Source organism: Schaalia odontolytica, from assembly GCF_024584435.1.
GTDB lineage: Bacteria > Actinomycetota > Actinomycetes > Actinomycetales > Actinomycetaceae > Pauljensenia.
The window spans coordinates 1,027,672-1,053,614 of record NZ_CP102197.1 but is presented as its reverse complement, the minus strand read 5'-3'; the positions used below and the strand labels follow the sequence as shown (position 1 = coordinate 1,053,614).

The window sequence follows — 25,943 nt, the reverse complement described above, 5'->3', positions numbered from 1 at the left end:
GAGGACAGACATGAGACGCGCACTCGCGGCATCCGCCGCGCTACTATCCGCCTGCGCCATCCTGACCGGCTGCGCAGGTGCGAGCACAGACGAGCGGGGCGGCTCGGCGAAACAAACCGTCAGCGTGGCCTTGGACTGGACGCCCAACACCAATCACTCGGGGATCTACCTCGCCATGGCCCGCGGCTACTACGACCAAGCCGGAATCGACGTGGAAATCCTGCCCTACTCCGAGGCAGGATCGGGTTCCGTCCTCCTGTCCAAAGGCGCCGACTTCGCCTTCGAAGGCGCCTACTCCGTCATTGGCTCCCGGGCTCGCGGGGACGCCATGACGATGGTCTTCAACCTCCAACAGCAATCGTCGCAAGGAATCGCCGTGCGGGCGGACAATGCCGACATCACGAGGCCGGCCGACCTCGACGGCAAACTCTTCGCCACGTGGGGAGCCTCCGAAGGGGTTGCGAAGGTGCGGGCGATGATCCGCAACGACGGAGGCGAAGGAAACGTGGAGACCGCTCTGCTGGGCACGAGCGCCTACGCGGCCGTCTACAACGGAAGTGCGGACTTCGCCGAAGGGCTCACGACGTGGGAGGGCATCGAGGCCGACCTTGAGGGCACCCCCCTCAAGTGGTTCATGCCCGCCGACTACGGCGTCGAAACGACTCCTGCTGAGCTTGGACTGGCAACAACCCCCGCCTACCTCAACGAGAACCCAGACCTGGCGCGGCGCTTCATACAAGCCACCCAGAGGGGCTACGCGGACGCCGTTGCCGACCCGGCAGGCGCGGTCGACGCGCTCATCGACGCCAACCCAGACGCCTCCATCGACCGGGAACTGGCCGCCAAGAGCCAGGAGATGCTCGCGTCACGCTACTGGAAGGACGCCAGCGACAGCGTCGGACACGCCGACCTCGATCGATGGCAGAGCTACATCGATTACCTGGAGGCGCAGGGCCTCCTCGAGGACTCTTCCGGAAACCCCGTTTCCCCCGGCCTGTCGGCCGCAGACATGGTGAGCAATGGCCTCCTCGAGTAGGGCAGTCCCGCGCCGCGCAGGGGGTGCGCCGGGCGGGCGCCTCGCGGCCCGTATGCGCGCGCACGCGGCGCGGGCCGCCTGGGCGGCCGTCGGACTGGCGGCGGTCGTGGCGGCGTGGCAGGCGCTGCATGACCTCGCGCGTCTGCCCGACCGGGTGCTGCCCGCCCCGGCCACGATCCTCGCCTCCGCTGCCGCTCGCTCGTCCTCGTTGGCGTGTGCGGCGTGGACCACGGCCGCCGAGGGGATGGCGGGAATGGCGGCGGGCATCGCGTTTGGGATGCTCCTGGCCTTCGCCGCCTCGCTGTGGCCTCGCGCCGCACGCATTGCCGCGCCCATCCTCGTGGTCTCCCAGACCATCCCACTCATCGCCGTTGCGCCTCTCATGGTGATCTGGATGGGATTCTCCATCACCTCCAAAATTGTTGTCGTCGCCGTGTTTACGGCCTTTCCGGTTGCGCTGGCGCTGCTGAGAGGAGTCAACCTCACCCCGGGAGCACTCACCGATCCTCTGGCCGTCGCGGGAGCCTCGCGCGCCTGGATCATGATTCACGCGCGCCTGCCATGGGCACACGCCCACCTCTTCTCGGGCATCCGCATTGCAGCCACCTACGCCTTCGCGAGCGCAGCCACCGCGGAGTTCATGGGCGCCAAGCGAGGCCTCGGGGTCTTCCTCCTGAGCGCCCAGGCCTCGTTTCGCACAGACCTCGTATTCGCGGGAGCCGGAACGCTCGTCGTCATGACGCTCCTCCTGTACGGGCTTGTCGGCGCGGCAGAGGCCCTCACCTACCGGCGTCGCCTCCCGTCGCCGCGAGGGAAGGCGACGGAAGGCGAGGACCTGGCTCCCGGACCGATCGCGCTGGAGAACATTGCGAAGACGTATGACTCCTCGCGAGGGGCAGTATGCGCCCTGCGCGGGGCCAGCCTCGCGGTGTCGGCGGGAAGGATCGCCGCGGTCGTTGGTCCCTCCGGCTGCGGCAAGAGCACGCTGATCCGGATCGTGGCGGGACTCGAGGCCCCCGACTCCGCGTCCGAGGCGCGGGTCAAGGGCCGCTCGTGCGGAGCCCTCATGCCGCAGTCCGACTCCCTCGCCCCCTGGCTCAACGTCCGCGACAACGTGGCCATCCCCCTGGTCCTGGCGGGCACGTCGAAGGAGGACGCGAGGAACGCTGCCCAGGCCGCTCTGGAGGACCTCGGTCTGGGCGGTTTCGCCTCGCACCGCCCCGAGGAACTCTCCGGAGGCATGCGCGCCCGCATCGCCTTCGCGCGAACGATGCTCACCCCGGCCCGCGCGATCCTCCTCGACGAACCCTTCGGTGCGCTCGACGCGCTCACCAGGGCGACCGCGTGCGACTGGTTGGCGGGGGTCCTTCACGAAAACCCCCGGACCACAGTCATCGTCACGCACGACATCCTCGAAGCGGTTCAGCTCGCCGACGAGGTCCACGTCATGAGCGAGCGCCCCGGTCGCGTCACCCGTTCCATCCCCATCGATCTGCCCCGCCCCCGCGGGGCAGAAACAAGAAGACTCAAGCGATTCCACGACCTGTGCGCCCGCGTGGAAGACGCCCTCACAACACCCGACGGGCGCACGACGAACGAAGGAACACCATGTCACTGACACGCGTCATGCTCGAATACGTCCACCCCTGGCCCAACCACGCGGGACTCTTCCTGGCCCGCAGGAACGGGGGATTCGCCCGGCTCGGCCTCGACGTCGACCTCGTCTCGGACGGATACGACAGGGGAGGAGCCCCCGAGGTGCTCGCGCGCGGGGAGTGCGACGTCGCCTCTCTTCGCCTGGGCCACGTCCTCCAATCGCGGACCACCGGCACGCCCTTTGTCGCCGTCGCGACGCTCAACCAGCGTCAGCTCGGCGCTGTCATCACGACGCCCGACACCGGCATCACCCGCTTCGCCGACCTCGAAGGCAAGACGATCGCGGTGCCTCCCGTGCCCCGCCTGATTCACGAAGTATGCCAGGCCGTCGCCGCCGATGGGGGCGACGCCGACCGGGTGCGATTCGCGGATCCCGGCAACTGGGAACCCGACGTGCGGGCGGTCGAGCAGGGCCTCTACGACGCCGTCATGAACGTGCGAGCATGGGAGCCCTTCCAGGGGAACACCCCGCCGGAAGAGGTCGTGATCCTCGAGTTCGACTCGGTGGGCGTGGCTCCCCACCACTCCTACTTCCTGTCGGTGCGCCAGGATCTGCTCGAACGCAACCCCGAGTTTGTGCGTGCCTTCCTCGCAGGGACGGAACGCGGATACCGGGAAGCCATGGACGATGAGGATGCCGCAGTCGAGGCGATGAGCTGGCCGATGTGTCACGTGAACCCAAGCGTCCTGCGGGCCTCGCTGCGGGCAATCCGCGACTCGTGGTTCACTCCCGCGGGGCGCTGGGGGCAGATCCAGGAGCACCTCGTCACCACCTACACGGAGTGGATGGAGAGCGGAGGCTGGCTCGAGGAAGGAAGCTCGATTGAATCCCTGAAAGGGGCGTGGACGAACGCGTTCCTGCCCTGAGCCCGCACACCGCGCGGGCCCGCCCGGGAAACGAGTGCCCCCGCCGAATGCGACGGGGGCGCTCGGCGGGGGTAACCGAGACGCGCGGGCAGAGTGCGTGGGGCGTGTCTCGAAGCCGCCGAGACCGGCGAACAAGCGATGTTGACGGTGAAGCGATTACCATTGACTATCAGGACAGGAGGAAGGCGCGCACACGCGTCGGCTTCACAACGGGGAAGTAGGAGATCATGGAAATCGATATGACCGCTCTGCGGATGGTGGAAAACGAGAAGGGTGTCAGCCTTGAAACCCTGGTCGACGCCATCGAAGAGGCGCTCCTCAAGGCGTACCACAACCTGCCCGGCGCGATCTCCCAAGCCCGCATCGAGATCGACAAGAAGACGGGCCGCGTCACCGTCATGGCCATGGATGAGGACGAGGACGGCAACCCCATCGGAGAATTCGACGACACTCCGAAGAACTTCGGGCGCATCGCTCAGGCGACGGCTCGATCCGTCATCATGCAGCGCCTGCGTGACGCTGACGACCAGCGTGTCTTCGGCGACTTCGCGGGGCGCGAGGGCCAGGTCATCACCGGCACCGTTCAAGCCCCCCGGCCGGGTCGCCCCACGATGGTCCAGGTGTCCGACGACTTCGAGGCCGTGCTTCCTGACGGGGAGAAGACGGCCGGCGAAACCTACCGGCACGGAGACCGCATTCGCGCATACATCGTCGGCGTTGAACGCACCGAGCGCGGGCCCCGCATCACGCTCTCACGCACCCACCCCAACCTCGTGGCGGGACTGTTCCAGCGCGAGGTCCCCGAGATCCAGCAGGGCCTCGTCAAGATCAAGGCCATCGCCCGCGAGGCCGGACATCGCACCAAGATCGCGGTTGTTGCCACGCGCGACGGCATCAACGCCAAGGGCGCGTGCATCGGGCCGATGGGTGCGCGCGTGCGCTCGGTCATGGCCGAACTGGGCGGGGAGAAGATCGATATCGTCGACTACTCCGACGATCCGGCGCGCTTTGTCGCCAACTCCCTGTCGCCGGCGCGCGTGACCCGCGTGGTCGTCCACTCGGTCGACAACCGCACCGCGACCGCGATCGTGCCGGACTTCCAGCTCTCCCTTGCCATCGGCAAGGAGGGACAGAATGCTCGACTGGCCGCGCGCCTGACGGGCTTCCACATCGACATCCACGCCGACACGGAAACCGGTGATGACGCGATCGCGTCGCGCGTGTCGACGCCCGACGACGTGACACGTCGCTCATAGAATCACGGACGAGCATTCCCCGGGCTGGACTAAGCTAGGGGATTGTGTCGTATCCCGTGCCGCCAGCACCCCCCTGTGGGCCGTGGCGCACGTGCATCGGATGCGGCGCACTCGCGCGCAGATCCGACATGGTGCGGATCGTGCGCTCACCGGACGGGTTGATTCGCGTTGACCCGGCGGCGGCTCTTCCCGGTCGCGGAGCCTGGATCCACCCCGACGCTGGGTGCGTCCAGCGGGCTCGGACCAGACGCGCACTCGCACGCGCCTTCCGAAACGGAAACGTTGCGGACGACGTGTGGGAGGACGTGGAGGAGCTGATCGATACCCAGTGATGGCCAGCGCCATCAACACCGAGAAAATGGAAGCGGGTTGGAAGCTGATGGGCACCCGATGAGTACCCAGCGATGAGCTGCCAGCAATATCAGTAGTGCGTCTCCGGACCGGAGGCGCTTCCGGAATGGAGAAATGTGGCAAAGTTGCGTGTCCACGAGCTCGCGAAAGAGCTCGGAATCACCAGCAAAGAACTGATGGGTCACCTGAAGGAAGCGGGTGAATTCGTCAAGTCTTCGTCGTCCTCGCTCGAACCCCCGGTCGTGCGGCAGATGCGCGAGAAGTTCGCGTCGGCACCAAAGGCGAAGAAGGCGGACGCGAAGCCCGCCCCGAAGGCACCCAAGGCGGCACCGGCAAAGCCCGCCGCCAAGAAGTCGGCCCCCAAGGCGGCCGCCCCCAAGGCCCCGGCGAGCGGCCGGGGCACCACGGAGGCTCCGACGCCGAAGGCGCGAGCACCCAAGGCCGATGCGCCCAAGCCCGGTGCGCCCAAGCCCGGTGCGCCTAAGCCACGGGGTAAGAAGCCTGAGGCTGCTCCCAAGCCCGCCCCGCGCTCGGCTCGCCCCGGCGGGCCTCGTCCCGGCGGCCCCCGACCGGGCAACAACCCCTACGCCTCCTCGCAGGGCATGCCCCGCCCCGGCGGGCCTCGTCCCGGCGGCCCCCGTCCCGGCGCTGCCTCCAGCGGCGGCCCCCGTCCCGGCGCACCCCGTCCCGGCGGCGCCAGCGGTGGCGGGCCTCGTCCCGGCGCGCCCCGTCCCGGTGGAAACCGCCCGAATCCGGGGATGATGCCCGGCCAGGCCAACTTCGCGCGCAATGCGGCATCCGGCGGCGAGCGCAGCGGACGCGGCGGACGCGGACGCGGCGGCGCCCGCCCCGGCGGCGGAGCGGGCGGTGGCGCCCCCCAGAACAACGGCGGCGGCTTCGGCGCACCCCGCGGCGGCGGTCGCGGCGGTCGCGGCTCCACGCCGGGCGCGTTCGGCCGCGGAGGTGGCCGCTCGCAGCGCGGACGCAAGTCCAAGCGCGCCAAGCGTCAAGAGTACGAGCAGCAGAATGCTCCCGTGATCGGCGGCGTGTCCATCCCGCGCGGAGGCGGCGCACAGATCCGCATCCGCCAGGGCGCGTCCCTGGCGGACCTCGCCGAGAAGATCGACGTCAATCCCGCAGCCCTCGTGACGGTCCTCTTCGCCCTGGGCGAGATGGCCACGGCCACCCAGTCCCTGGACCAGGACACCTTCGAGGCCCTGGGCGCCGAGCTCGGCTACGACGTCAAGGTCGTCTCCCCCGAGGACGAGGACCGCGAGCTGCTCGAGTCCTTCGACATCGACCTCGAAGCTGAAGAGCTTGATGACGCCGAGAACATGGCGCCCCGGCCCCCGGTCGTCACCGTCATGGGCCACGTCGACCACGGCAAGACGAAGCTGCTCGACGCCATTCGCCACACCGATGTCGTCGACAGCGAGCACGGCGGCATCACCCAGCACATCGGTGCCTACCAGGTCAAGGTCAAGGCGGAGGACGGAACCCCCCGACGCATCACCTTCATCGACACCCCCGGACACGAGGCCTTTACCGCCATGCGTGCTCGCGGCGCCCAGGTCACTGACATCGCGATCCTCGTGGTCGCGGCCGATGACGGCGTCATGCCGCAGACGGTCGAGGCGATCAACCACGCCCAGGCGGCCGGAGTGCCCATCGTCGTGGCGGTCAACAAGATCGATAAGGACGGCGCGAACCCCGACAAGATCCGCTCCCAGCTCACCGAGTACGGCCTGGTCGCGGAGGAATACGGCGGCGACGTCATGTTCGTCAACATCTCGGCCAAGCAGCGCACGGGCATCCACGAGCTCCTCGAGGCTGTCCTGCTGACGGCGGATGCGGCGCTGACCCTGGAGGCCAACCCGAACACGGACGCCCGAGGTGTCGCCATCGAAGCGAACCTCGACAAGGGGCGCGGCGCGGTTGCGACCATGCTCGTTCAGCGCGGTACGCTGCGCGTCGGCGATTCGCTCGTCGTGGGCTCCTCCCACGGCCGCGTGCGAGCCATGTTCGACGACTCGGGCAACGACGTCTCCGAGGCCAGACCCTCGACCCCGGTCGCCGTCCTCGGCCTGACGTCCGTCCCGCGCGCTGGCGACTCCTTCCTGGTCGCCGCCGACGACCGTACGGCGCGCCAGATCGCCGACAAGCGAGAGGCTGCGGAGCGTCAGGCGCTGCTCGCCAAGCGTCGCAAGCGCGTCTCCCTGGAGGACTTCGACAAGGTCCTCGCGGAGGGAGAAGTCGACACCCTCAACCTAGTCATCAAGGGCGACGTGTCCGGCGCCGTCGAGGCGCTGGAAGACTCGCTGCTCCGAATCGACGTGGGTGACGAGGTCGCGCTGCGCATCATCCACCGTGGTGTGGGTGCCATCACGCAGAACGACGTCAACCTCGCGACCGTCGACAACGCGGTCATCATCGGCTTCAATGTTCGACCCGCCGAGCGCGTGGCCGAGATGGCCGATGCCGAGGGCGTCGAGATCAAGTACTACAACGTCATCTACTCCGCGATCGACGACATCGAGGCAGCCCTCAAGGGCATGCTCAAGCCGATCTACGAGGAGGTTGCGCTCGGCAGCGCCGAGATCCGTCAGGTGTTCCGCTCCGGTAAGTTCGGCAACATCGCGGGTTCCATCGTCCGCTCCGGCACGATCAAGCGCGGCGCCAAGGCGCGCCTCGTGCGCGACGGCGTTGTGGTGGCCGACAACCTCGAGATCGCGTCCCTGCGTCGCGAGAAGGACGACGTCACCGAGGTCCGCGAGGGCTACGAGTGTGGCATCACCCTGGGGTACAAGGACATCGCCGAGGGCGACGTCATCGAAACCTGGGAGATGCGCGAGAAGGCTCGCGACTGATCGCAAGGCGTGACGTATCGGGGTCCGGGCGTGCGCTCGGACCCCGATCTTCTACCATTAAGTGATTCGAAGGATGGGCGCGTGCGCCCGGAAGGAGGTCGCGATGGCTGACGAGGCTCGCGTTCGCAAGGTGCAGGAGCGCATCCTGCAGACGGTCGCGTCGATGATTGGTCGGCAGGTGAAGGATCCGCGCCTGGAGCTCGTGACGATTACGGACGTGCGAGTCACGGGCGACCTGCAGCACGCATCCGTGTTCTACACGGTTCTCGGCGACGACGAGCAGCGCAGCAGGGCCGCGCGGGCGTTCGCCTCGGCGCAGGGACTCTTCCGCTCGCGAGTGGGCAAGGCGCTCGGGCTGAGACTGACCCCCTCCCTCGAGTTCATTCTCGACGCCCTCCCCGAGAGCGCGGCGGCACTCGAGGAAGCGTTGGCTCAGGCCAAAGCAAAGGACGAGGCGATCGCGGCCGCGTCGGTCGGCGCGTCCTACGCCGGCGATGCCGACCCCTATCGCCGCGACGACGAGGACGACGCCGACGAGGAACGGGCGTAGACGCCGATGGCGCGCCGTTGCGACAACCCCCGCCCCGGCTCCTCGTGATCGACAAGCCCGCCGGGATCACGAGCCACGACGTTGTCTCGCGGGTGCGTCGCCTGGCCAAGACCCGCAAGGTGGGGCACGGGGGCACGCTGGACCCGATGGCCACCGGCGTCCTCGTTGTCGGCGTCGGCAAGGCGACGAAGCTCCTCACGTGGGTGAGCGGACACTCGAAAGAGTACGTGGCGACGATTCGTTTCGGCATCGCCACCAACACCGACGACGCCGAGGGCGTGCCCACGCGAGTGCGCGGGTGCTCCTCGCTGAGCGGGGAGGACCTCGAGCGGGCGCTCGCGCCCCTGCGCGGTGACATCATGCAGGTTCCCACGACCGTCTCGGCGATCAAAGTGGGAGGCAAGCGCGCGTACGCACTCGCCCGCGCGGGCGAGGATGTGATGCTCGCGGCCAGGCCGGTACGCGTGTCTCGCCTGGAGGTTCTCGCGCCGCCGCGCCTCGCCGAGGCCACCGTGGCAGAGGCCGACAACGCCGGGGCGGGGGAGAGGCCCGACACCCCGCGGACGCAGCGCCCGGTCCGCGTCGCCGACGTGGACGTGGCCGTTGAATGTTCCTCGGGCACGTACGTGCGGGCACTCGCGCGCGACGCAGGTGAGGCGCTGGGGGTCGGAGCCCACCTGATCGCGCTGCGCCGCACGCGCGTCGGAGACTTCCCCCTGGAAGGAGCCCTCACACTGGACGAGCTCGCCGCCGCGACGGCAGAGGCGAGCACCGCCCAGAGCGATCGGCCCGTCCTCCCCCTGATTCCCCTGGGCCACGCCGCCCGCGCCATGTTCCCCTCCCTGCGTCTGAGCGGCGCCGAGGCCGGCGCATTCCTCCATGGCCAGGCCCCCAAGCGCTCCCCCGACGAGCTGGAGAGATGGCGCCTCGGCGATGGGGCCGAAGCCGCTTCCCCGCGTGAGGGTACCGCGAGCCGCGGGGACGATTCACCGATCGCGGCGCTCGACCCGGGAGGCAACGTCCTCGGCCTGGTGCGCATCGACGGAGGGCGCCTGAGAACCGTCCTGGTCTTTTAGGAAAGAGAGAGCATGAAAGTCTGGCATTCCCTCGCGGAAATCCCCGGTAACGAGTCCGCCGTGGTGACCATCGGTAACTTCGATGGCATGCACAACGGGCACAAGAAGGTCATCGCCACCTGCGTCGAACGGGCACGCAAGCTGGGCGTCGACGCGGTCGCCATCACCTTCGACCCGCACCCGATCCAGGTGCACCGGCCGGAGGTGGGCCTCCAGCTCATCTCCCCACTGCGCGACCGCCTCGACGCGATGGCTGCCGCAGGACTCGACGCGACGCTCGTGGCCCACTACGACGCCAGCGTCTACAGCCTGGACGCCGACGAGTTCGTCGACGAGTACCTGGTCGGGCGCTGCGGGGCGCGTGAGGTCGTGGTCGGCGAGGACTTCCGTTTCGGGCGCGCAAACGCGGGCACGATCGACACCCTGCGGGCGCTGGGACGCTCCTACGGCTTCGACGTCATCACCGTCACCGACATTGAGGCGCCGGAGGGGCGACGCTGGTCCTCCTCGTGGGTACGCGAACTCCTGGCCGCCGGCGACGTCTCCGGAGCAGCCCGCGTCCTCGGTCACCTGCACCGCATCCGTGGCAGCGTCTGCCACGGTTTCAAGAGGGGCCGCGCCCTTGGCTTCCCGACGGCCAACCTCTCCGAGGACGTCGAAGGAGTGATCCCCGCCGACGGAGTCTACGCCGGCTGGGTCGTGCGCGCCGTGCCCGGCACCCAATCCGCCGAGTTCCTGCCCGCCGCCATATCGGTGGGCACCAACCCGCAGTTCAGCGGCGAGACGCGCACGGTCGAGGCGCACGTCCTGGGGCGATCGGACCTGAACCTCTACGGCGAACGCATCGCCGTGACCTTCGTGTCCCGCATCCGACCCATGCAGTCCTTCGCCTCCCTCGACGACCTGCTCACGCAGATGGATGATGACCTGAGGCAGACGGCCTCCATTCTCGGAATCGGTGTCGCGGGACGCGTCGACCCGGACTCGGTGACCGCCCAATAGCGCGGCGCCCGACTTGCCGCTGCGCTGCGTCGCGGTGCCCGCTCGCCGCGACAAGCTGTTTCGTTAGTTACGTCGCTCGTTTGTCGCCTCGGGGCGAGGGCGTGCTACTGTAGAAAGGCCGTCGATCGGCCGCGGATCGTCAGCATCCGGGACAAGCCCGGGTGCCCCGCGCAACGAATACAAAGGAGAAGCCTGTGCCGCTGAGCAAGGACGTCAAGGACCAGATCATCGCCGAGTACGCGACCCACGAGGGCGACACCGGTTCCCCCGAGGTTCAGATCGCGCTGCTGACCCAGCGCATCAAGGATCTGACCGAGCACTTCAAGACCCACACGCACGACCACCACTCCCGTCGTGGCCTGCTGCTGCTGGTCGGCCGTCGTCGTCGCCTGCTGGGTTACCTGGCTGACATCGACATCGAGCGCTACCGTTCGCTCATCAAGCGTCTCGGCCTGCGCCGATGACCGCGTGCCGGCCCGCCTCCCGATGCGGAGACGGGCCGGTTTTCATGCGCCCGCCTCGGGCATACCGTATTTCTCGCGCACAAGCCGCCGGTTTTCGACAGTGGCCTCCGGAGCGTTGATCCGTGGGCTTCGATCGAAGGCCGAAGTGGAGCGCGATACCAACACACCAAGGAGAAACGCCCCATGATGGAAGGCTCCGACATCATCGCCGCAGAGGCGATCATCGACAACGGCCGTTTCGGCAAGCGCACCGTGCGCTTCGAGACTGGCCGCCTCGCCAAGCAGGCCGCAGGCTCGGCCCTGGCCTACCTGGACGACGCAACGACCGTCCTGTCGGCCACGACGGTTGGCAAGAACCCCAAGGACCAGTTCGACTTCTTCCCGCTGACCGTCGACGTTGAGGAACGTCAGTACGCCGCGGGACGGATTCCTGGCTCCTTCTTCCGCCGCGAGGGACGCGCCGGAACCGAGGCCATCCTGGCCGCCCGACTCATTGACCGCCCGCTGCGTCCCGGCTTCGTCAAGGGTCTGCGCAACGAGGTCCAGGTCGTCGAGACGGTGCTGACGATCGACCCGGATGACGCCTACGACGTCCTGGCCATCAATGCCGCCTCCATGTCCACCCAGATCGCAGGCCTGCCCTTCACCGGTCCGATCGGCGGCACCCGCCTGGCGCTCATTGACGACCAGTGGGTCGCGTTCCCGCGCTGGAGCGAGCTTGAGCGTTCCGTGTTCAACATCGTGGTCGCCGGACGCATCGTCACGAAGGAAGACGGCACCGAAGACGTCGCGATCATGATGGTCGAAGCCGGCGGCGGCAAGAATGAGTGGGATCTCATTCAGGCCGGTGCCACCGCCCCCACCGAGGACGTCGTCGCCGACGGTCTTGAGGCCGCCAAGCCCTTCATCAAGGCGCTGTGCGAGGCTCAGATGAAGGTTGCCGAGAAGGCCTCGAAGGAGACCGCCGAGTTCCCGCTGTTCCTGGACTACACCGACGAGGAGTACGCCGCCGTCCAGGAGTGGGCCGGCGAGAAGATTGCCCAGGCGCTGCTCACCGAGGGCAAGCTTGCCCGCGACGAGGCCGTTGACGCCGTCAAGGAGGAGATGCTTGAGGCGCTCGCCGAGCGTTTCCCCGAGGGCGAGAAGAGCCTCAAGGCGGCGTTCCGTTCCCTGGAGAAGGCCACCATCCGGGGCCGCACACTGCGCGAAGAGATCCGCATGGATGGTCGCACCCCGCGCCAGATCCGTTCCCTGTCGGCCGAGGTCGAGGTCCTGCCCCGCGTCCACGGCTCCGCACTCTTCCAGCGTGGCGAAACCCAGATCCTGGGCGTGACGACGCTGGCGATGCTGCGCATGGAGCAGCAGATCGACAACCTGTCGCCCGTCAACTCCAAGCGCTACATGCACCAGTACAACTTTGCGCCCTTCTCCACCGGTGAGGTCGGTCGCGTCGGCTCCCCGAAGCGCCGCGAGATCGGCCACGGCGACCTGGCCGAGCGTGCCCTTCTGCCCGTCCTGCCCTCGCGCGAGGACTTCCCCTACGCGATTCGTCAGGTCTCCGAGACGATGGGCTCCAACGGCTCCTCCTCCATGGGCTCGGTGTGCGCCTCGACCCTGTCGCTCCTGCAGGCCGGCGTGCCGCTGCGCGCCCCCGTCGCCGGCATCGCGATGGGTCTCATGACCGGCGAGGTCGACGGCCAGGCCAAGGCCGTGACCCTCACCGACATCCTGGGCGCCGAGGACGGCTTCGGCGACATGGACTTCAAGGTTGCCGGTACCCGCGACTTCATCACAGCCCTGCAGCTGGACACCAAGCTCGACGGGATCGATTCTCAGGTTCTGCGCGCCGCGCTCGCCCAGGCCCGCGACGCTCGCCTGGCGATCCTGGACCTCATCAGCCAGGCCATTGACGGTCCCGACGAGATGAGCCCGAACGCTCCTCGCATCATCACCGTCAAGGTTCCCGTGGACAAGATCGGCGAGGTCATCGGCCCCAAGGGCAAGATGATCAACCAGATCCAGGACGAGACCGGCGCCGACGTGACCATCGAGGACGACGGCACTGTGTACATCGCGTCTGCGGATGGTGCCTCGGCCGAGGCCGCCCGCACCATGGTGAACCAGATCGCCAACCCGCAGATGCCCGAGGTCGGCGAGCGCTTCGTCGGAACGGTGGTCAAGACGACCTCGTTTGGCGCGTTCGTCTCGCTGACCCCCGGCAAGGATGGCCTCCTGCACATCTCGCAGGTGCGCCGCCTCGTGGGCGGCAAGCGCATCGACTCCGTGGATGATGTGCTGCAGGTCGGCCAGCAGGTCGAGGTCGAGATCAACGAGATCGGCGACCGCGGCAAGCTGAGCCTGCACGCCGTCATCGATGGCGAGGCCGGAGAGCTGGAGGCCAGCGAGGGCGAGCAGAGTGAGCGTCGCGAGCGCCGTGATCGTTCGGAGCGCCGTGAGCGTCGCCCCCGGACCCGCACGCGCCGCCGCCGCGACGAGGACCGCGAGGACGGCTTCTCCGAGGAGTGAGTAACTCCCGATAGCTGAATCAGACCGGTGGCCGGGACGGGGCAGGTGCTCCGCCCGGCCACCGGCCCTTTTACGGCTACACTGTGAACGTTTCGTGCCAACCCCGCCCCCGGGGACGCAAGAGGAGAAAAATGACGCCCAAGCCGCTGCCGCTTGACGAAGCTCACCTGAGAATCGAGGACGGAGACACCCGCATCGATCGAACGATCCTGGGCTGCGGAGCGCGTGTTCTGTCGCAGGTAATCCCGGCGACCAAGAGCGCGGGAGTGTCCCTGTGGGTGCCCGTCGGCTCCCGCGACGAGGACGAGAAGACGGCCGGCTCGACGCACTTCCTGGAACACCTCCTCTTCAAGGGGACGCGCGCTCGTTCCTCCCTGGATATCGCGATTGCCTTTGACTCGGTGGGCGGGGAGTCCAACGCGGAGACCGCCCGAGAACACACCGCCTATTGGGCGCGCGTGCGCGACGCCGACCTGGACATGGCCATCGAGACGCTCGCCGACATGGTGAGCGACTCGCGCCTCGACGAAGCAGACTTCGCGACGGAACGCGGCGTGATCCTCGACGAGCTAGCAATGGGGGAGGACTCGCCCACCGAGACCGTTCACGATGCCTTCCAGCTGGCCGTTCACGGCGACCGCCCCATCGGTCGCCCCGTGGGAGGAACCGCGCGGGCCATCTCCGCGGTGACGCGCGACGACGTGTGGGACCACTACCAGGCGCACTATGGGCCCGCCTCCCTAATCGTGGCGGCCGCAGGCAACGTTGATCACGACCACGTGTGCGAGCGCGTGCAGGCCGCTCTCGACGCCTCACCATGGGACGAGCGCGCCGTGGCCTCCCCTCGGCCTCGCCGATCGACGCAGCGAAGTGCCCCCGCCGAGCACGACCGAGACATCACCCGCCGACGCGACGTGACGCAGGCCCACGTCATCATCGGCTGCGAGGGGCTACCCGCCACGGACCCCCAGGGACCGACGATGAGTGTCCTCCTGTCGATCCTGGGCGGGTCCATGTCCTCGCGCCTCTTCCAGGAGGTGAGGGAGAAGCGGGGCCTGGCCTACACCACCTACGCCTTCGACGTGGGCTATTCCGACACGGGAACCTTCGGCATGTACGCGGGATGCAGCCCCGACAACGTGGCCGAGGTCGAGACCATCATGCGCGCCCAGCTGCACGACCTCGCCAGCGACGGACCCACCGACGAAGAAATGACGCGCGTGCGCGGCCAGGTTCGCGGCGGAGTCGTCCTCGGCCTCGAAGACAACTGGTCTCGCATGATGCGCCTGGGGCGCTCGGAGATCATTGGGCGCTACCGAACCATCGACGAGTCGTTGTCCGAGTTCGACGCGGTCGACGCCGCTGGCGTGCGCGAACTCGCCGCCTCCCTGGCGTCGACGATGGACTGCCGAGCGCTGGTGCTCCCCGAGACGTAGGGAACAACAGCAAAAGCCCCTCGCCGCGCGGTGTCGGAGGCGAACGAGGCGCGGGCACGCATACCCTGACACCAACCAATCAACGAGCGCAAGGAGAACAATGATACGCGTGGCAGTGACCGGGGCAAAGGGCCGCATGGGATCAAGCGTCGTCGACGCGGTGGGCAACACCCCCGACATGGAGGTCGTGGCCCAGCTGGACGCGGGCGATGAGATCAACGCCGACAGTGTCAACGGCGCCCACGTCGCCGTCGACTTCTCCGTCCCCACCGTGACCGAAGCCAACGTGCACGCCCTCATCGATGCCGGCGCGGACGTGGTCGTCGGTACGACCGGGTGGACGCCGGAATCCTACGCGCGCGTTCGCGATCACGCCCGCGAGGCGGGGCGCGCCGTCCTGATTGCACCCAACTTTGCGATGGGCGCCGTCCTGGCCATGAAGTTTGCCGCGCTCGCGGCCCCGTACTTCGAATCCGCCGAGGTCATTGAGATGCACCATCCCGGGAAGATGGATGCCCCCTCCGGCACGGCGGTTGCGACGGCGCTCGGTATAGCGCAGGCTCGCAGACAGGCGGGCCTGGGCGAGCTTCCCGACGCGACGCAGACCGACGAGCTGGGCGCCCGCGGCGGCCGCGTGGACGGCATCCCCGTCCACGCCGTTCGCCTGCGCGGACTCACCGCCTCCGAGGAGATCCTCCTGGGCAACGAGGGTGAGCAACTCGTCATCCGAACCGATTCCTTCGATCGCTCCTCCTTCATGCCCGGCGTGCTCCTGGGCGTGAGAAGTGTGCGCGGGCGCACGGGACTGACCATCGGGCTGGATCAGGTGATGGACCTGTGAGCGCGCCCGCGAGCGCGGATCGCTCGGTCAGGCCCGCCCAACGGGGCGACGAGGCCGCCATCGCGCCCCTGCAGTTGGCCTCGTGGCGGGCGCTGATGGGCGAGGAGACGCTCGCCGCCCAGGGAGTGAGCGAGGAGTCCCTCGCCCGCCTGTGGGGGCGGACCCTGGCCCGTCCCAGGCCCGCGGGAGGGACGACGCTCGTCGCCCTCCACGGCGCCCGGATCGTCGGCTTCGCTCTGGCCGGACCGGACGACGCCGCTGCCGACTGCGAGCCCGAGACGGACCGAGAGGGCGCGACGCAGGTGTATGAGCTGGTGGTGGACGAGGACTTCCGGCGCTGCGGACACGGCTCGCGCATGCTCTCGGCGATCGCCGACCTCACCCGCGGGCAGTTGCGCGCGTGGATCGGGGACTCTGACGAGCAGCGCCAGCGCTTCTTCACCTCGGCGGGTTTCGCCCCCTCGGGCGCGGTTCGTCGCCTGGGCGAGGGGACGACACAGCACATGTGGTGGGCGCACCGCGACTAAAGGCCCGCCGCGAAGGCGAGGCGCGCTCATATGACGCTCGACATGCGACCGCCCCGGTTCTTCGGTTTCGCGCCGCGCGTAAGATGGGGAACATGAGCAACATTCCTCCCCGCCGCTTCGGTTCTCTTGCCGCCGCCATGGTCACCCCCATGACACAGTCGGGTGACGTCGACCTGGATTCCGCTCAGCGCCTGGCAACCAAGCTCGTCGACGAAGGATGCGACACGATCCTCCTGTCGGGAACGACGGGGGAGTCCCCGACGACTCATCAGCCCGAGAAGAACGACCTGACCGACGCGGTCCGCGAGGCCGTGGGAGATCGGGCGTTCATCCTGTGCGGCGCGTGCTCGAACGACACGGCGCACGCCGTTCGAATCGCTCAGGGAGCGCAGGAACACGGCGCGGATGGCCTCCTGGTCGTCTCGCCCTACTACAACCGGCCCTCCCAGGAGGGGCTGCGTGCTCACGTGCGGGCGGTCACCGATGCGACCGACCTGCCGATCATGCTCTACGACATTCCCGGTCGGACGGGCATCGCCTTCTCCGACGCGACCCTGGACATCCTCGCCCAGCACCCCCGTATCCTCGGGGTGAAGGACGCCACCGGCGACGTGGAGACCGGCGTGGAACGCATGCATCGAACGGGCCTGGAGTACTACTCGGGCGATGATGCCCTGAACTTTGCGTGGATGACCGGCGGAGCCTCGGGCTTCATCTCGGTCGTCACCCACGTCGCTTCCGCCCACTATCGTCGGATGATCGAGCTGCTCGACTCCGATCAGGTGTGGGAGGCCCGCGAGCTCTCGTACTCGCTGCGCCCCCTCGTGCACGCAATCATGGGCGGGGGACAGGGAGCGGTCCTGGCCAAGTATGCGCTCTGGCTGCAGGGCGTTATCGATAGCCCGACCGTCCGCCTTCCCATGGTAGGCATCAGCGACGATGAGGTGTCCGCCCTGCGTCGCGCCCTGCGTCTCACCGGGCTCCTGTGAGTCCCGCTCGGCCCGGAGCGTGGCGCCGCGGACCGGCCTCGGCCCCACGCCGGAAGCATTGATGCGCCAAGTGTGAGGGGGGCGACCCGTCAACGGTGAGTCCCGATGATGGGAAAGAGGCCGCGACGTGGCAGACTGGCATCATGAAGTCTTTGTACGAGAACCTCACCGAACCCGCGCCCCTGGAAGAGGGCGCTCTGAGAGTCATCCCGCTGGGAGGCCTCGGCGAGGTCGGGCGCAACATGAACGTCCTGGAGTACCGGGGCAAGCTCCTGGTCGTGGACTGCGGCGTCCTCTTCCCCGAGGAGAGTCAGCCGGGTGTTGACCTGATCCTTCCCGATTTCTCGTGGATCGAGGATCGCATGGACGACGTCGTCGGCATGGTGCTGACGCACGGACACGAGGACCATATCGGCGCCGTTCCCTACCTGCTCAAGCTGCGAGGCGACATCCCCCTGTACGGCTCCGACCTGACCCTTGCCTTCGTTGCCCCCAAGCTGCGTGAGCACCGCCTGAGTGACCCTGGCTTCACCGTGGTCGCGGAAGGGGACCGCTTGAATGTGGGGCCCTTCGACCTCGAGTTCGTCTCCGTCACGCACTCGATCCCCGACGCGCTCGCCGTGTTCGTGCGCACCCGGGCCGGCAATGTCTTGATCACGGGCGATTTCAAGATGGATCAGCTGCCCCTCGACCGACGCCTGACGGATCTTCGTGCCTTCGCGCGCATGGGCGAGGAGGGGGTCGACCTGTTCATGGTGGACTCCACGAACGCCCTGGTTCCCGGTTTTATCACGCCGGAGCGCGAGATTGGCCCGGTTCTGGATCAGGTGTTTGGCGAGGCTGAGGGCGGTCAGATCGTTGTCGCCTCGTTTGCCTCGCATGTCCACCGCGTCCAGCAGGTCATCAACGCGGCCGCCCACCACGGTCGGCGCGTCGCCTTCGTGGGTCGCTCGATGGAACGCAACATGCGCATCGCCGAGGAGAAGGGCTACCTGTCGATTCCCGACGGCGTTATCGTGGACCTTAAGGACATCGGCGACCTGCCGCGCTCGCAGCGCGTGTACATGGCGACGGGTTCGCAGGGAGAACCCATGGCCGCCCTGTCGCGCATGTCCGTGGGATCTCACCGCACGGTGAGCATCGAGCCGGGCGACATGGTCGTTCTCGCCTCCTCTCTCATCCCGGGCAACGAGAATTCCGTCTATCGCGTCATTAACGATCTGACCCGCCTGGGCGCACGCGTCGTCTCGAAGGAGAACGCGAAGGTCCACGTGTCCGGTCACGCCAGCGCGGGGGAGCTCATCTACTGCTACAACATCATTCAGCCCAGGAACGTGATGCCCATCCACGGCGAGGTTCGCCACCTGGTCGGCAACGGTCAGCTGGCGGTCAAGACGGGTATCGACCCGCGGCACGTGGTCCTCGCCGAGGATGGCGTGACCGTCGACCTCAAAGACGGCGTCGCGCGCGTGTCGGGCGTTGTTCCCTGTGAGTACGTGTACGTCGATGGCCGCTCGATCGGCGAGATCTCCGAGGACGAGCTCGCTACGCGCCGCACCCTGGGGTCGGAGGGGTTCATCTCGATCTTCGCGGTCGTCGAGCGTGATTCGGGGACAGTCCTGGCCGGCCCGGAGATTCGTGCGATCGGCATGGCTGAGGACGACGACGTGTTCGAGGAGATCCTTCCCGACGTCACGCAGGCGCTCAAGGAGGCCGCCGCACCCGGCGGACAGGACCCCTACGTCCTGCAGCAGGCGATGCGTCGCGTCATCGGACGCTGGGTCGCGCGCCGTCTGCGTCGCCGTCCTATGATCGTTCCGGTGGTTACCGAGCAGTAAGCCGAATCGATCCGCCGAGGGACACGGTGCCCGGCGGAGCCGCGCGGACAAGAAAGGAAGATTCGTGTCGGGCCGTTTTATTTCGACGCACTCCGTTGCGCTGGTGTTGCCGATGCATATCGCGTACATGCCTGAGCGCGGCGGGTCGGTGCACGCCGATGCGGCGAGTTCACGGCCCGGTGGGGGCTTCACGACGCTGTGTGCTGCGGCCGCCATGGGCGTGCCCACGGCGGCCGCCTCGCCGCTGGGCACGGGCCCGAACTCCTTCGCGGTCCGCCAGCAGCTGGTCGAGGCCGGGGTGGACGTTCTCACCCCGGAGTTGGTCGGCGATATCGGCGTGGTCATCCAGCTCATTGACGAAGACGGGGCCATGCGATCGGTCGTCACAGCCGGCGTGGAATCCGAGCCGTCGAAAGCGACCCTCGAGCACATTGAGCTGCGCGAGGGGGACGTCGTTCACGTGGCGGCCTCCGACATGACCAGCGCACACGCGGCGTCCGAACTGAGCGAGTGGGCGGCTGCCCTGCCGGCCTGCGTGAGGCTTGTCGTCTCGGTGTCTCCGGCAGTCGCCCAGGTTCCGGTCGAGGCGTGGGAGACGATCTTCCCGCGGGCAGACGTCGTGACGATGAACAGTCGGGAGGCGTCGGCGCTCGCCGGGATCCTGGACGCCTATCGCCACGGGTCGACGATTCGTTCCTACCTGCGTGCCGACGCCGCGACCGTGCGGCGCGTGGGCGCGCGAGGAAGCGAGATCCAGCAATACGCCGACGCCCCCGTCGTGTCGATCCCCGCGTTTGAAGCGCGCGTCGCCGATACGGCGGGCGTGGGGGACACGCACATTGCCGAGATGTGTGCTGGTCTCCTCCTGGACTACGACTTGGAGACGGCATGCCTGATGGCCAACGCCGGGGCGGCCCTGGCAATCTCCCACGAGTCAGCGCTGCCCGTGCCGACGCGTGAGCAGGTGGAGAACGTCCTCGAAACCGGGGTAGTTACTAATATCCTGCGCTGAGGGAACGCGGCGCGCCTCCTGCCGGGGGGCGGCTCGGGCGATATCGTGGAGCAATCATGGCATCATCGTCTTCACGTTCCTCCTCCGGTAAAGGCCCGGCGCGTCCGCGCACGAAAGCGGCCTCCTCCCGATCCGCCAAGGCACCCCAGGGGCAGGGGGCGAAGCCGGGATTCCTGGCACGCTTCTTTTCTGCCCTCGGTCGGGCGGCTCTGGGTGCCCAGCGGGCGTGGAAGGCCACCGACCCTCAGGTCAAGCGCGATGCGGCGGCCTTCGTCGCCGTAGCGGCGGCGATCGTCATCGCCCTACGAGAGTGGTTTCAGATCTCCGGCGAGGCCGGAGATGCCATCCATCATGCCTCGGCGGGCCTCTTCGGCATCTTCTCGGTCGTCGTTCCGCTCCTTCTCGTCGCCTTGGCCGTCGAGTTGGTCTCGGCGCGGTCCGGTCGCTCGGCCCTGCCCCATCACGTTGCTGGCGGGATCGGAATCTCGCTGGCCCTGACCGGCCTGGTGCACATCTCCCACGGGAACCCCGGCCTCGAGCAGGACCCCGGCATTGAGGCGGCCGGGGGCGTCCTCGGCTGGTTCATTGCTCGCCCGCTCGTCCTCCTGCTGTCCGGGTGGGGCGCCGGCGCCCTCATGATCCTGCTCCTGGTGTACTCGATCCTGCTCGCCACGCGGACCGCCGTTGCCGACGTTCCCGCTCGTCTGCGCGATTTCGCGGCGCGACTGGGCGGGGCGGATCACAAGGACGGCGACGCGAGCGAGAGCGATCCAGCCAAGGAAGCGCGCCGGAAGACGCGCAGGGACCTGGCAGCCGGAGACGACACGTTCCTCGACGAATACGACGGGGACGAGTCCTTCCGCAAGGCCACCGACACGGAGTCCGGCGCGCAGACTCAGCTCCTCGAATCCGGTGCGGTTCCGACGACCCAGCCGGCCGACGCCCCGACGCCCCGGCCTCGCCCATCCTCGCCCGATGCGCCGACGGAGATGCTCACCCAGATGCGCCCCGCCGTCGCTTCCGCCGAGGAGCGCGAGCCTGCACGCGTGCCCGCGCACGTCCCACCGGCCGAGGAAGAACCCGCGGCCCCTCCGATCACCGACGAACCCGAGGGAGCATTCCAGCCCGACCTCGACGAGGCCATCTCCTACACGCTTCCATCCGACGACCTCCTGGTGTCCGGGCCGCCCCACATGACGCGTTCGGCGGTCAACGACCAGGTCGTGGCCGCGCTCGGTCAGGTTTTCGCGGACTTCAATATCGACGCGCGCGTCACCGGGTTCTCCCGCGGCCCGACGGTCACCCGCTACGAGGTCGTCCTGGGGGCAGGCGTCAAGGTCGACAAGCTCACGAACCTGTCCAAGAACATTGCCTACGCGGTCGCGTCGGCGGACGTTCGTATCCTCGCACCAATCCCGGGCAAGAGCGCCATCGGCATCGAGATTCCCAACGCCGACCGCGAGAACGTTGCGCTGGGCGACGTGCTGCGTTCGGCCGCCGCACGCCGCAACCAGCATCCGCTGGTCGTCGGCGTGGGCAAGGATGTCGAGGGTGGCTACGTCGTGACCAACCTGGCTAAGACCCCGCACATGCTGGTCGCCGGCCAGACGGGATCGGGTAAGTCCTCCTTCGTCAACTCGATGATTACCTCGATCATGATGCGCGCGACCCCCCAGCAGGTGCGCATGATCCTCGTCGACCCCAAGCGCGTGGAGCTCACGATCTACGAGGGCATCCCCCACCTGATCTCACCCATCATCACGGATGCGAAGAAGGCCGCCGAGGCCCTTGAATGGGTCGTCAAGGAGATGGACGCCCGCTACGATGACCTGTCGGACTACGGCTTCAAGCACATTGACGACTTCAACAAGGCGGTCGCCGCGGGACAGGTTCAGGCCAAGCCTGGTTTGCAGCGCACGCTCCACCCCTACCCGTACCTCCTGGTGGTCGTTGACGAGCTCGCCGACCTGATGATGGTCGCCCCCCGCGACGTGGAGGCATCGATCCAGCGGATCACGCAGCTGGCGCGCGCCGCCGGCATTCACCTGGTGCTGGCCACCCAGCGTCCCTCTGTCGATGTGGTCACCGGCCTCATCAAGGCGAACATTCCCTCCAGGCTCGCCTTCGCGACCTCGTCGCTGACCGACTCGCGCACCATCCTCGACCAGCCCGGAGCGGAGAAGCTCATCGGGCAGGGTGACGCCCTCTACCTGCCGGCCGGCGCGTCCAAGCCGATGCGCGTGCAGGGAGCCTGGGTCTCGGAGTCGGAGATTCACCAGGTCGTCGCCCACGTGAAGGGACAGATGGAGGCGCACTACCGAGACGACGTGGTCCCCGATAAGAAGGAAGCCAAAGTCGCCGAGGATATCGGCGACGACCTCGAAGACCTCCTGCAGGCCGCCGAGCTCGTGGTGTCGACCCAGCTGGGGTCAACCTCGATGCTCCAACGCAAGCTGCGCGTCGGTTTTGCTCGCGCCGGGCGACTCATGGACCTGCTCGAATCCCGGGAGATCGTCGGTCCGTCGGAGGGATCCAAGGCGCGCCAGGTTCTGGTTGCTCCCGAGCAGCTGCCCGAGGTCCTGGCGATGTTGCGCGGCGAATCCGCGGGCATTGGGGCGGGGCAGGCGCAAGCCGACGACGCGGGCGAGCCGGCCGTCCCGGGCGCGGGTACCGAGAATGCGGCGGGCGCCGCGGACGGCGGTGAAGCGGTCGATGCGCCCGCCCGCGCGCAGGGGATGGAAGCGCCGCACGGTCACGACGCGGGCGCGTCCGAGCCCGGCGATTCGCGCACCGGCGGGTTAGACCCGTACTCTGGTCATAACTTTGGAGGTTCGTCACCTACGTGGGTCGATGAGGAACCCGACGACGATGAGGACGCTTGGCAGCTGACAGGCCGCTGAGGAGAAAGGAAACGGACATGACCGATAACGTGTCGCGTGTACAACGAGAGAGCAAGGTATCCGTTGTGAATCTGCCGAACGTGCTGACCGTGACTCGTCTCGTTCTGGTTCCCGTGTTCGTCATCCTGGGGCTTCAGGATTCGTGGACCGCCCGGTGGCTCGCCTTCGTCGTTTTCGCTCTGGCCGCCATCACCGATCGCTTCGACGGGCAGCTGGCCCGCTCGTGGGGTCAGATCACCGACTTCGGTCGGATCGTCGACCCGATCGCCGACAAGGCGTTGACGCTGTGCGGATTCGTCCTCCTCAGCCTCCAGGGCTATCTGCCGTGGTGGGTGACCGCGCTCATCGCTTGTCGAGAGCTTGGAATCACCGCGATGCGCGCGTTCTTCCTACGCAGGGGCGTCGTGGTGTCGGCGAACAATGCGGGCAAGCTCAAGACCTTCATGCAGATCATCGCGCTGGGCACTCTGCTGATCCCGTGGGCGCACTTCCTGGAGCTTGCGAGCACGAGCGAGGCCTGGGTCGTCGTCATGATTCGCCTCGGGCAGGCCCTGGCGGGAGTCGCGCTCGCGCTGACCCTCTACTCGGGTTTCACCTACGTCGTGGAGGGGGCGCGTCTCGTGCGCGACGCGTCTGGGCAGAGCGTCGACGCCGGGGATGAGGCTCGGGCCGAGGAGCCGGAGACCAAGACCGAGGGAAGAACCCCGGCCGGTCAGCACGTCCAAAGTTGAGCCTGGGTGACGCAATGCATAGGTGGGATCGCGTCCCGGCGGAATAGGCGCCAATGCGGGCGCGTTGATGAGGTATGAGCGCATTCGGCGTCGAGACTGCGGCCTCTTACGTTGGTCCGATGCGCGAACTGGCGATGCGACCCCCGATCGAGAACGGCTAGAGTAACACTATGGAAAAGACACTGAGCGAAAGGCCGCTGCTGCGCAGCGAACTCGGCGATGTCCTGCGAGGCATCCGCCAGCGCCAGGGTCGAACCCTGCGCGAAGTCTCTTCTGAGGCACAGGTCTCCCTCGGCTACCTCTCAGAGGTCGAACGCGGGCAGAAGGAAGCCTCCTCCGAACTCCTTGACGCAATCACCTCCGCCCTGCGCGTTCCCCTCTGGTTCGTCTTGCGCGAGGTGTCCGAGCGCATGGCGGTCATCGATGGTGCGGTTGTTCCCGACGCTGTTCCTGATGACATCATGCCCGTCACGCTCATCTCTTGACGCGTGAAGCATTCGGAGTTCTACGAGGCGGTCGAGGCGACCTTCGGGTCGGCCCTCGGCCGCTCCTATGTCAGTGACCTCTACCTCTCCCCGCTGGGGGCGACCGCCCGAGAGGCGCTTGCAGGAGGAGCGGATCCAGACTCCGTGTGGGAGGCCCTGTGCGGTGAAACGGGGCGTGATGACGCGCGTTGGATCCACCGCGTCGATCCTCGCGAGCGTCGGAGGTGACGCGAGGCGCGGCGTGTCGCGCGAGCATCGAACACCTGTTCCATCTAAGCTGTCCTGCGGCGAGGCATCCACGCGCGTTGCCCACAGGGTAGCGCGCATCGGACGCAAACGACGATGGCCGGTCGCATACTCGTCATGGCGCCTCGGAGAGGGGCGGCATCTGGGCCAGGACACCCGCAGGCCGGAGAGGCCTGAAGACGAAAGGAACATCATGGCAGCCCGTAAAGCACCCGCGGCAAAGACGATCGCCAACGATCGCAACAAGGCGCTCGAAGTGGCGCTCTCGCAGATCGATAAGCAGTTCGGCAAGGGCTCTGTCATGCGATTGGGTGACGACAACCGTCCCCCCGTCCAGGTGATCCCTACCGGCTCCCTCGCCCTCGACGTCGCCCTCGGAATCGGTGGCCTTCCGCGCGGCCGCGTCATCGAGATCTACGGACCCGAATCCTCCGGTAAGACGACGGTTGCCCTGCACGCGGTCGCGAGCGCCCAGAAGGCCGGCGGCAACGCTGCGTTCATTGATGCCGAGCACGCCCTCGATCCCGTCTACGCCCGCGCACTCGGCGTCGATACGGACTCGCTCCTCGTGTCCCAGCCCGATACCGGCGAGCAGGCCCTCGAGATCGCGGACATGCTGATTCGCTCAGGCGGCATCGATATCATCGTCATCGACTCCGTCGCCGCGCTCGTCCCGAAGGCAGAGATCGAGGGGGAGATGGGTGACTCCCACGTGGGACTCCAGGCTCGCCTCATGAGCCAGGCGCTGCGTAAGATCACGGGCGCGCTGTCTGCGACGGGAACGACCGCGATCTTCATCAACCAGCTGCGCGAGAAGATCGGCGTCTTCTTTGGATCCCCCGAGACGACCACCGGCGGCAAGGCGCTGAAGTTCTACGCCTCGGTGCGTATCGACGTGCGCCGCATCGAAACCCTGAAGGAGGCCGGAGCTCCCGTCGGTAACCGCACGCGCGCCAAGGTTGTCAAGAACAAGATGGCGCCTCCCTTCAAACAGGCCGAGTTCGATATCGTCTACGGCAAGGGAATCTCACGTGAGGGCTCCATCATCGACATGGGCGTCGAGGCCGGCATCGTGCGCAAGTCCGGCTCGTGGTTCACCTACGGGGACGACCAGCTCGGTCAGGGTAAGGAAAATGTCCGTCAATTCCTGGCAGACAACCCCGAGCTCGCGAACGAGATTGAGCAGAAGATCCTGCTCTCGCTGGGAATCGGGGACGCCCCCGAACCCGAGGCGCCCTCGCAGGAGGTCTCGGCCATCGACCCCGACGAGGACGCGGGCTTCTAGGC

Annotated in this window: 22 protein-coding genes; all 22 read left to right on the top strand. The window is 67.7% G+C overall.

Annotation, left to right across the window (positions count from 1 at the left end; translation table 11 throughout):
- The first annotated feature begins 10 nt into the window (after window positions 1-10).
- Window positions 11-1,036, top strand: coding sequence for an ABC transporter substrate-binding protein (locus tag NQK35_RS04665; protein ID WP_257114683.1), 1,026 nt, complete (start codon window positions 11-13; stop codon window positions 1,034-1,036).
- Window positions 1,020-2,654 carry an ATP-binding cassette domain-containing protein gene (locus NQK35_RS04660; protein ID WP_257114682.1) on the top strand — a complete coding sequence of 545 codons (1,635 nt, stop codon included), beginning with the start codon at window positions 1,020-1,022 and terminating at the stop codon, window positions 2,652-2,654. Before NQK35_RS04665 ends, NQK35_RS04660 begins: the two co-directional genes overlap by 17 nt.
- Window positions 2,645-3,559 carry an ABC transporter substrate-binding protein gene (locus NQK35_RS04655; RefSeq protein WP_202812257.1) on the top strand — a complete coding sequence of 305 codons (915 nt, stop codon included), beginning with the start codon at window positions 2,645-2,647 and terminating at the stop codon, window positions 3,557-3,559. Before NQK35_RS04660 ends, NQK35_RS04655 begins: the two co-directional genes overlap by 10 nt.
- 227 nt (window positions 3,560-3,786) lie before the next feature.
- A complete protein-coding gene (gene nusA / locus NQK35_RS04650) occupies window positions 3,787-4,815 on the top strand; it encodes a transcription termination factor NusA (protein ID WP_009211827.1) in 1,029 nt (342 codons plus the stop codon).
- Between the two features lie 140 nt (window positions 4,816-4,955).
- Window positions 4,956-5,147, top strand: a complete 192-nt coding sequence (locus NQK35_RS04645) for a YlxR family protein (RefSeq protein WP_232209805.1) — start codon at window positions 4,956-4,958, stop codon at window positions 5,145-5,147.
- A 135-nt stretch (window positions 5,148-5,282) separates the two neighbouring features.
- A complete protein-coding gene (gene infB, locus NQK35_RS04640) occupies window positions 5,283-8,033 on the top strand; it encodes a translation initiation factor IF-2 (RefSeq protein ID WP_257114681.1) in 2,751 nt (916 codons plus the stop codon).
- Between the two features lie 103 nt (window positions 8,034-8,136).
- On the top strand, window positions 8,137-8,583 hold the full coding sequence (gene rbfA, locus NQK35_RS04635) for a 30S ribosome-binding factor RbfA (RefSeq protein WP_034230845.1): 447 nt from the start codon (window positions 8,137-8,139) through the stop codon (window positions 8,581-8,583).
- A gap of 17 nt (window positions 8,584-8,600) precedes the next feature.
- Window positions 8,601-9,659 (top strand): tRNA pseudouridine(55) synthase TruB, encoded by a 1,059-nt coding sequence (truB, locus tag NQK35_RS04630; protein WP_257114680.1) that lies wholly within the window; start codon window positions 8,601-8,603, stop codon window positions 9,657-9,659.
- 12 nt (window positions 9,660-9,671) lie between these two features.
- Window positions 9,672-10,661 (top strand): bifunctional riboflavin kinase/FAD synthetase, encoded by a 990-nt coding sequence (locus NQK35_RS04625; protein ID WP_048741118.1) that lies wholly within the window; start codon window positions 9,672-9,674, stop codon window positions 10,659-10,661.
- 194 nt (window positions 10,662-10,855) lie between these two features.
- The gene (gene rpsO, locus NQK35_RS04620; protein WP_009211818.1) at window positions 10,856-11,125 is read left to right on the top strand and encodes a 30S ribosomal protein S15; all 270 of its coding nucleotides are present in this window, start codon (window positions 10,856-10,858) and stop codon (window positions 11,123-11,125) included.
- A gap of 183 nt (window positions 11,126-11,308) precedes the next feature.
- Window positions 11,309-13,651, top strand: coding sequence for a polyribonucleotide nucleotidyltransferase (locus NQK35_RS04615; protein WP_257114679.1), 2,343 nt, complete (start codon window positions 11,309-11,311; stop codon window positions 13,649-13,651).
- A gap of 131 nt (window positions 13,652-13,782) precedes the next feature.
- Entirely contained in the window at window positions 13,783-15,087 is a 1,305-nt protein-coding gene (locus tag NQK35_RS04610; RefSeq protein WP_048741119.1) for a M16 family metallopeptidase, read from the top strand.
- A gap of 100 nt (window positions 15,088-15,187) precedes the next feature.
- Window positions 15,188-15,928 carry a 4-hydroxy-tetrahydrodipicolinate reductase gene (dapB, locus tag NQK35_RS04605; protein ID WP_257114678.1) on the top strand — a complete coding sequence of 247 codons (741 nt, stop codon included), beginning with the start codon at window positions 15,188-15,190 and terminating at the stop codon, window positions 15,926-15,928.
- Complete coding sequence (locus tag NQK35_RS04600; RefSeq protein ID WP_048741124.1) at window positions 15,925-16,455, top strand: GNAT family N-acetyltransferase; 531 nt, start codon at window positions 15,925-15,927, stop codon at window positions 16,453-16,455. Before dapB ends, NQK35_RS04600 begins: the two co-directional genes overlap by 4 nt.
- A 92-nt stretch (window positions 16,456-16,547) precedes the next feature.
- Entirely contained in the window at window positions 16,548-17,444 is an 897-nt protein-coding gene (gene dapA, locus NQK35_RS04595) for a 4-hydroxy-tetrahydrodipicolinate synthase (RefSeq protein ID WP_257114677.1), read from the top strand.
- A gap of 143 nt (window positions 17,445-17,587) precedes the next feature.
- The gene (locus NQK35_RS04590; protein WP_034230843.1) at window positions 17,588-19,282 is read left to right on the top strand and encodes a ribonuclease J; all 1,695 of its coding nucleotides are present in this window, start codon (window positions 17,588-17,590) and stop codon (window positions 19,280-19,282) included.
- A 112-nt stretch (window positions 19,283-19,394) separates the two neighbouring features.
- On the top strand, window positions 19,395-20,294 hold the full coding sequence (locus NQK35_RS04585) for a PfkB family carbohydrate kinase (protein WP_009211810.1): 900 nt from the start codon (window positions 19,395-19,397) through the stop codon (window positions 20,292-20,294).
- A 56-nt stretch (window positions 20,295-20,350) separates the two neighbouring features.
- Complete coding sequence (locus NQK35_RS04580) at window positions 20,351-23,194, top strand: DNA translocase FtsK (protein WP_009211809.1); 2,844 nt, start codon at window positions 20,351-20,353, stop codon at window positions 23,192-23,194.
- Between the two features lie 17 nt (window positions 23,195-23,211).
- Window positions 23,212-23,925, top strand: coding sequence for a CDP-diacylglycerol--glycerol-3-phosphate 3-phosphatidyltransferase (gene pgsA / locus NQK35_RS04575; protein ID WP_009211808.1), 714 nt, complete (start codon window positions 23,212-23,214; stop codon window positions 23,923-23,925).
- A 170-nt stretch (window positions 23,926-24,095) separates the two neighbouring features.
- The gene (locus NQK35_RS04570; RefSeq protein WP_009211807.1) at window positions 24,096-24,410 is read left to right on the top strand and encodes a helix-turn-helix domain-containing protein; all 315 of its coding nucleotides are present in this window, start codon (window positions 24,096-24,098) and stop codon (window positions 24,408-24,410) included.
- Between the two features lie 3 nt (window positions 24,411-24,413).
- Window positions 24,414-24,638, top strand: a complete 225-nt coding sequence (locus NQK35_RS04565; RefSeq protein WP_009211806.1) for a DUF3046 domain-containing protein — start codon at window positions 24,414-24,416, stop codon at window positions 24,636-24,638.
- A gap of 211 nt (window positions 24,639-24,849) precedes the next feature.
- Window positions 24,850-25,941 (top strand): recombinase RecA, encoded by a 1,092-nt coding sequence (gene recA, locus NQK35_RS04560; RefSeq protein WP_257114676.1) that lies wholly within the window; start codon window positions 24,850-24,852, stop codon window positions 25,939-25,941.
- Window positions 25,942-25,943 lie beyond the last annotated feature (2 nt).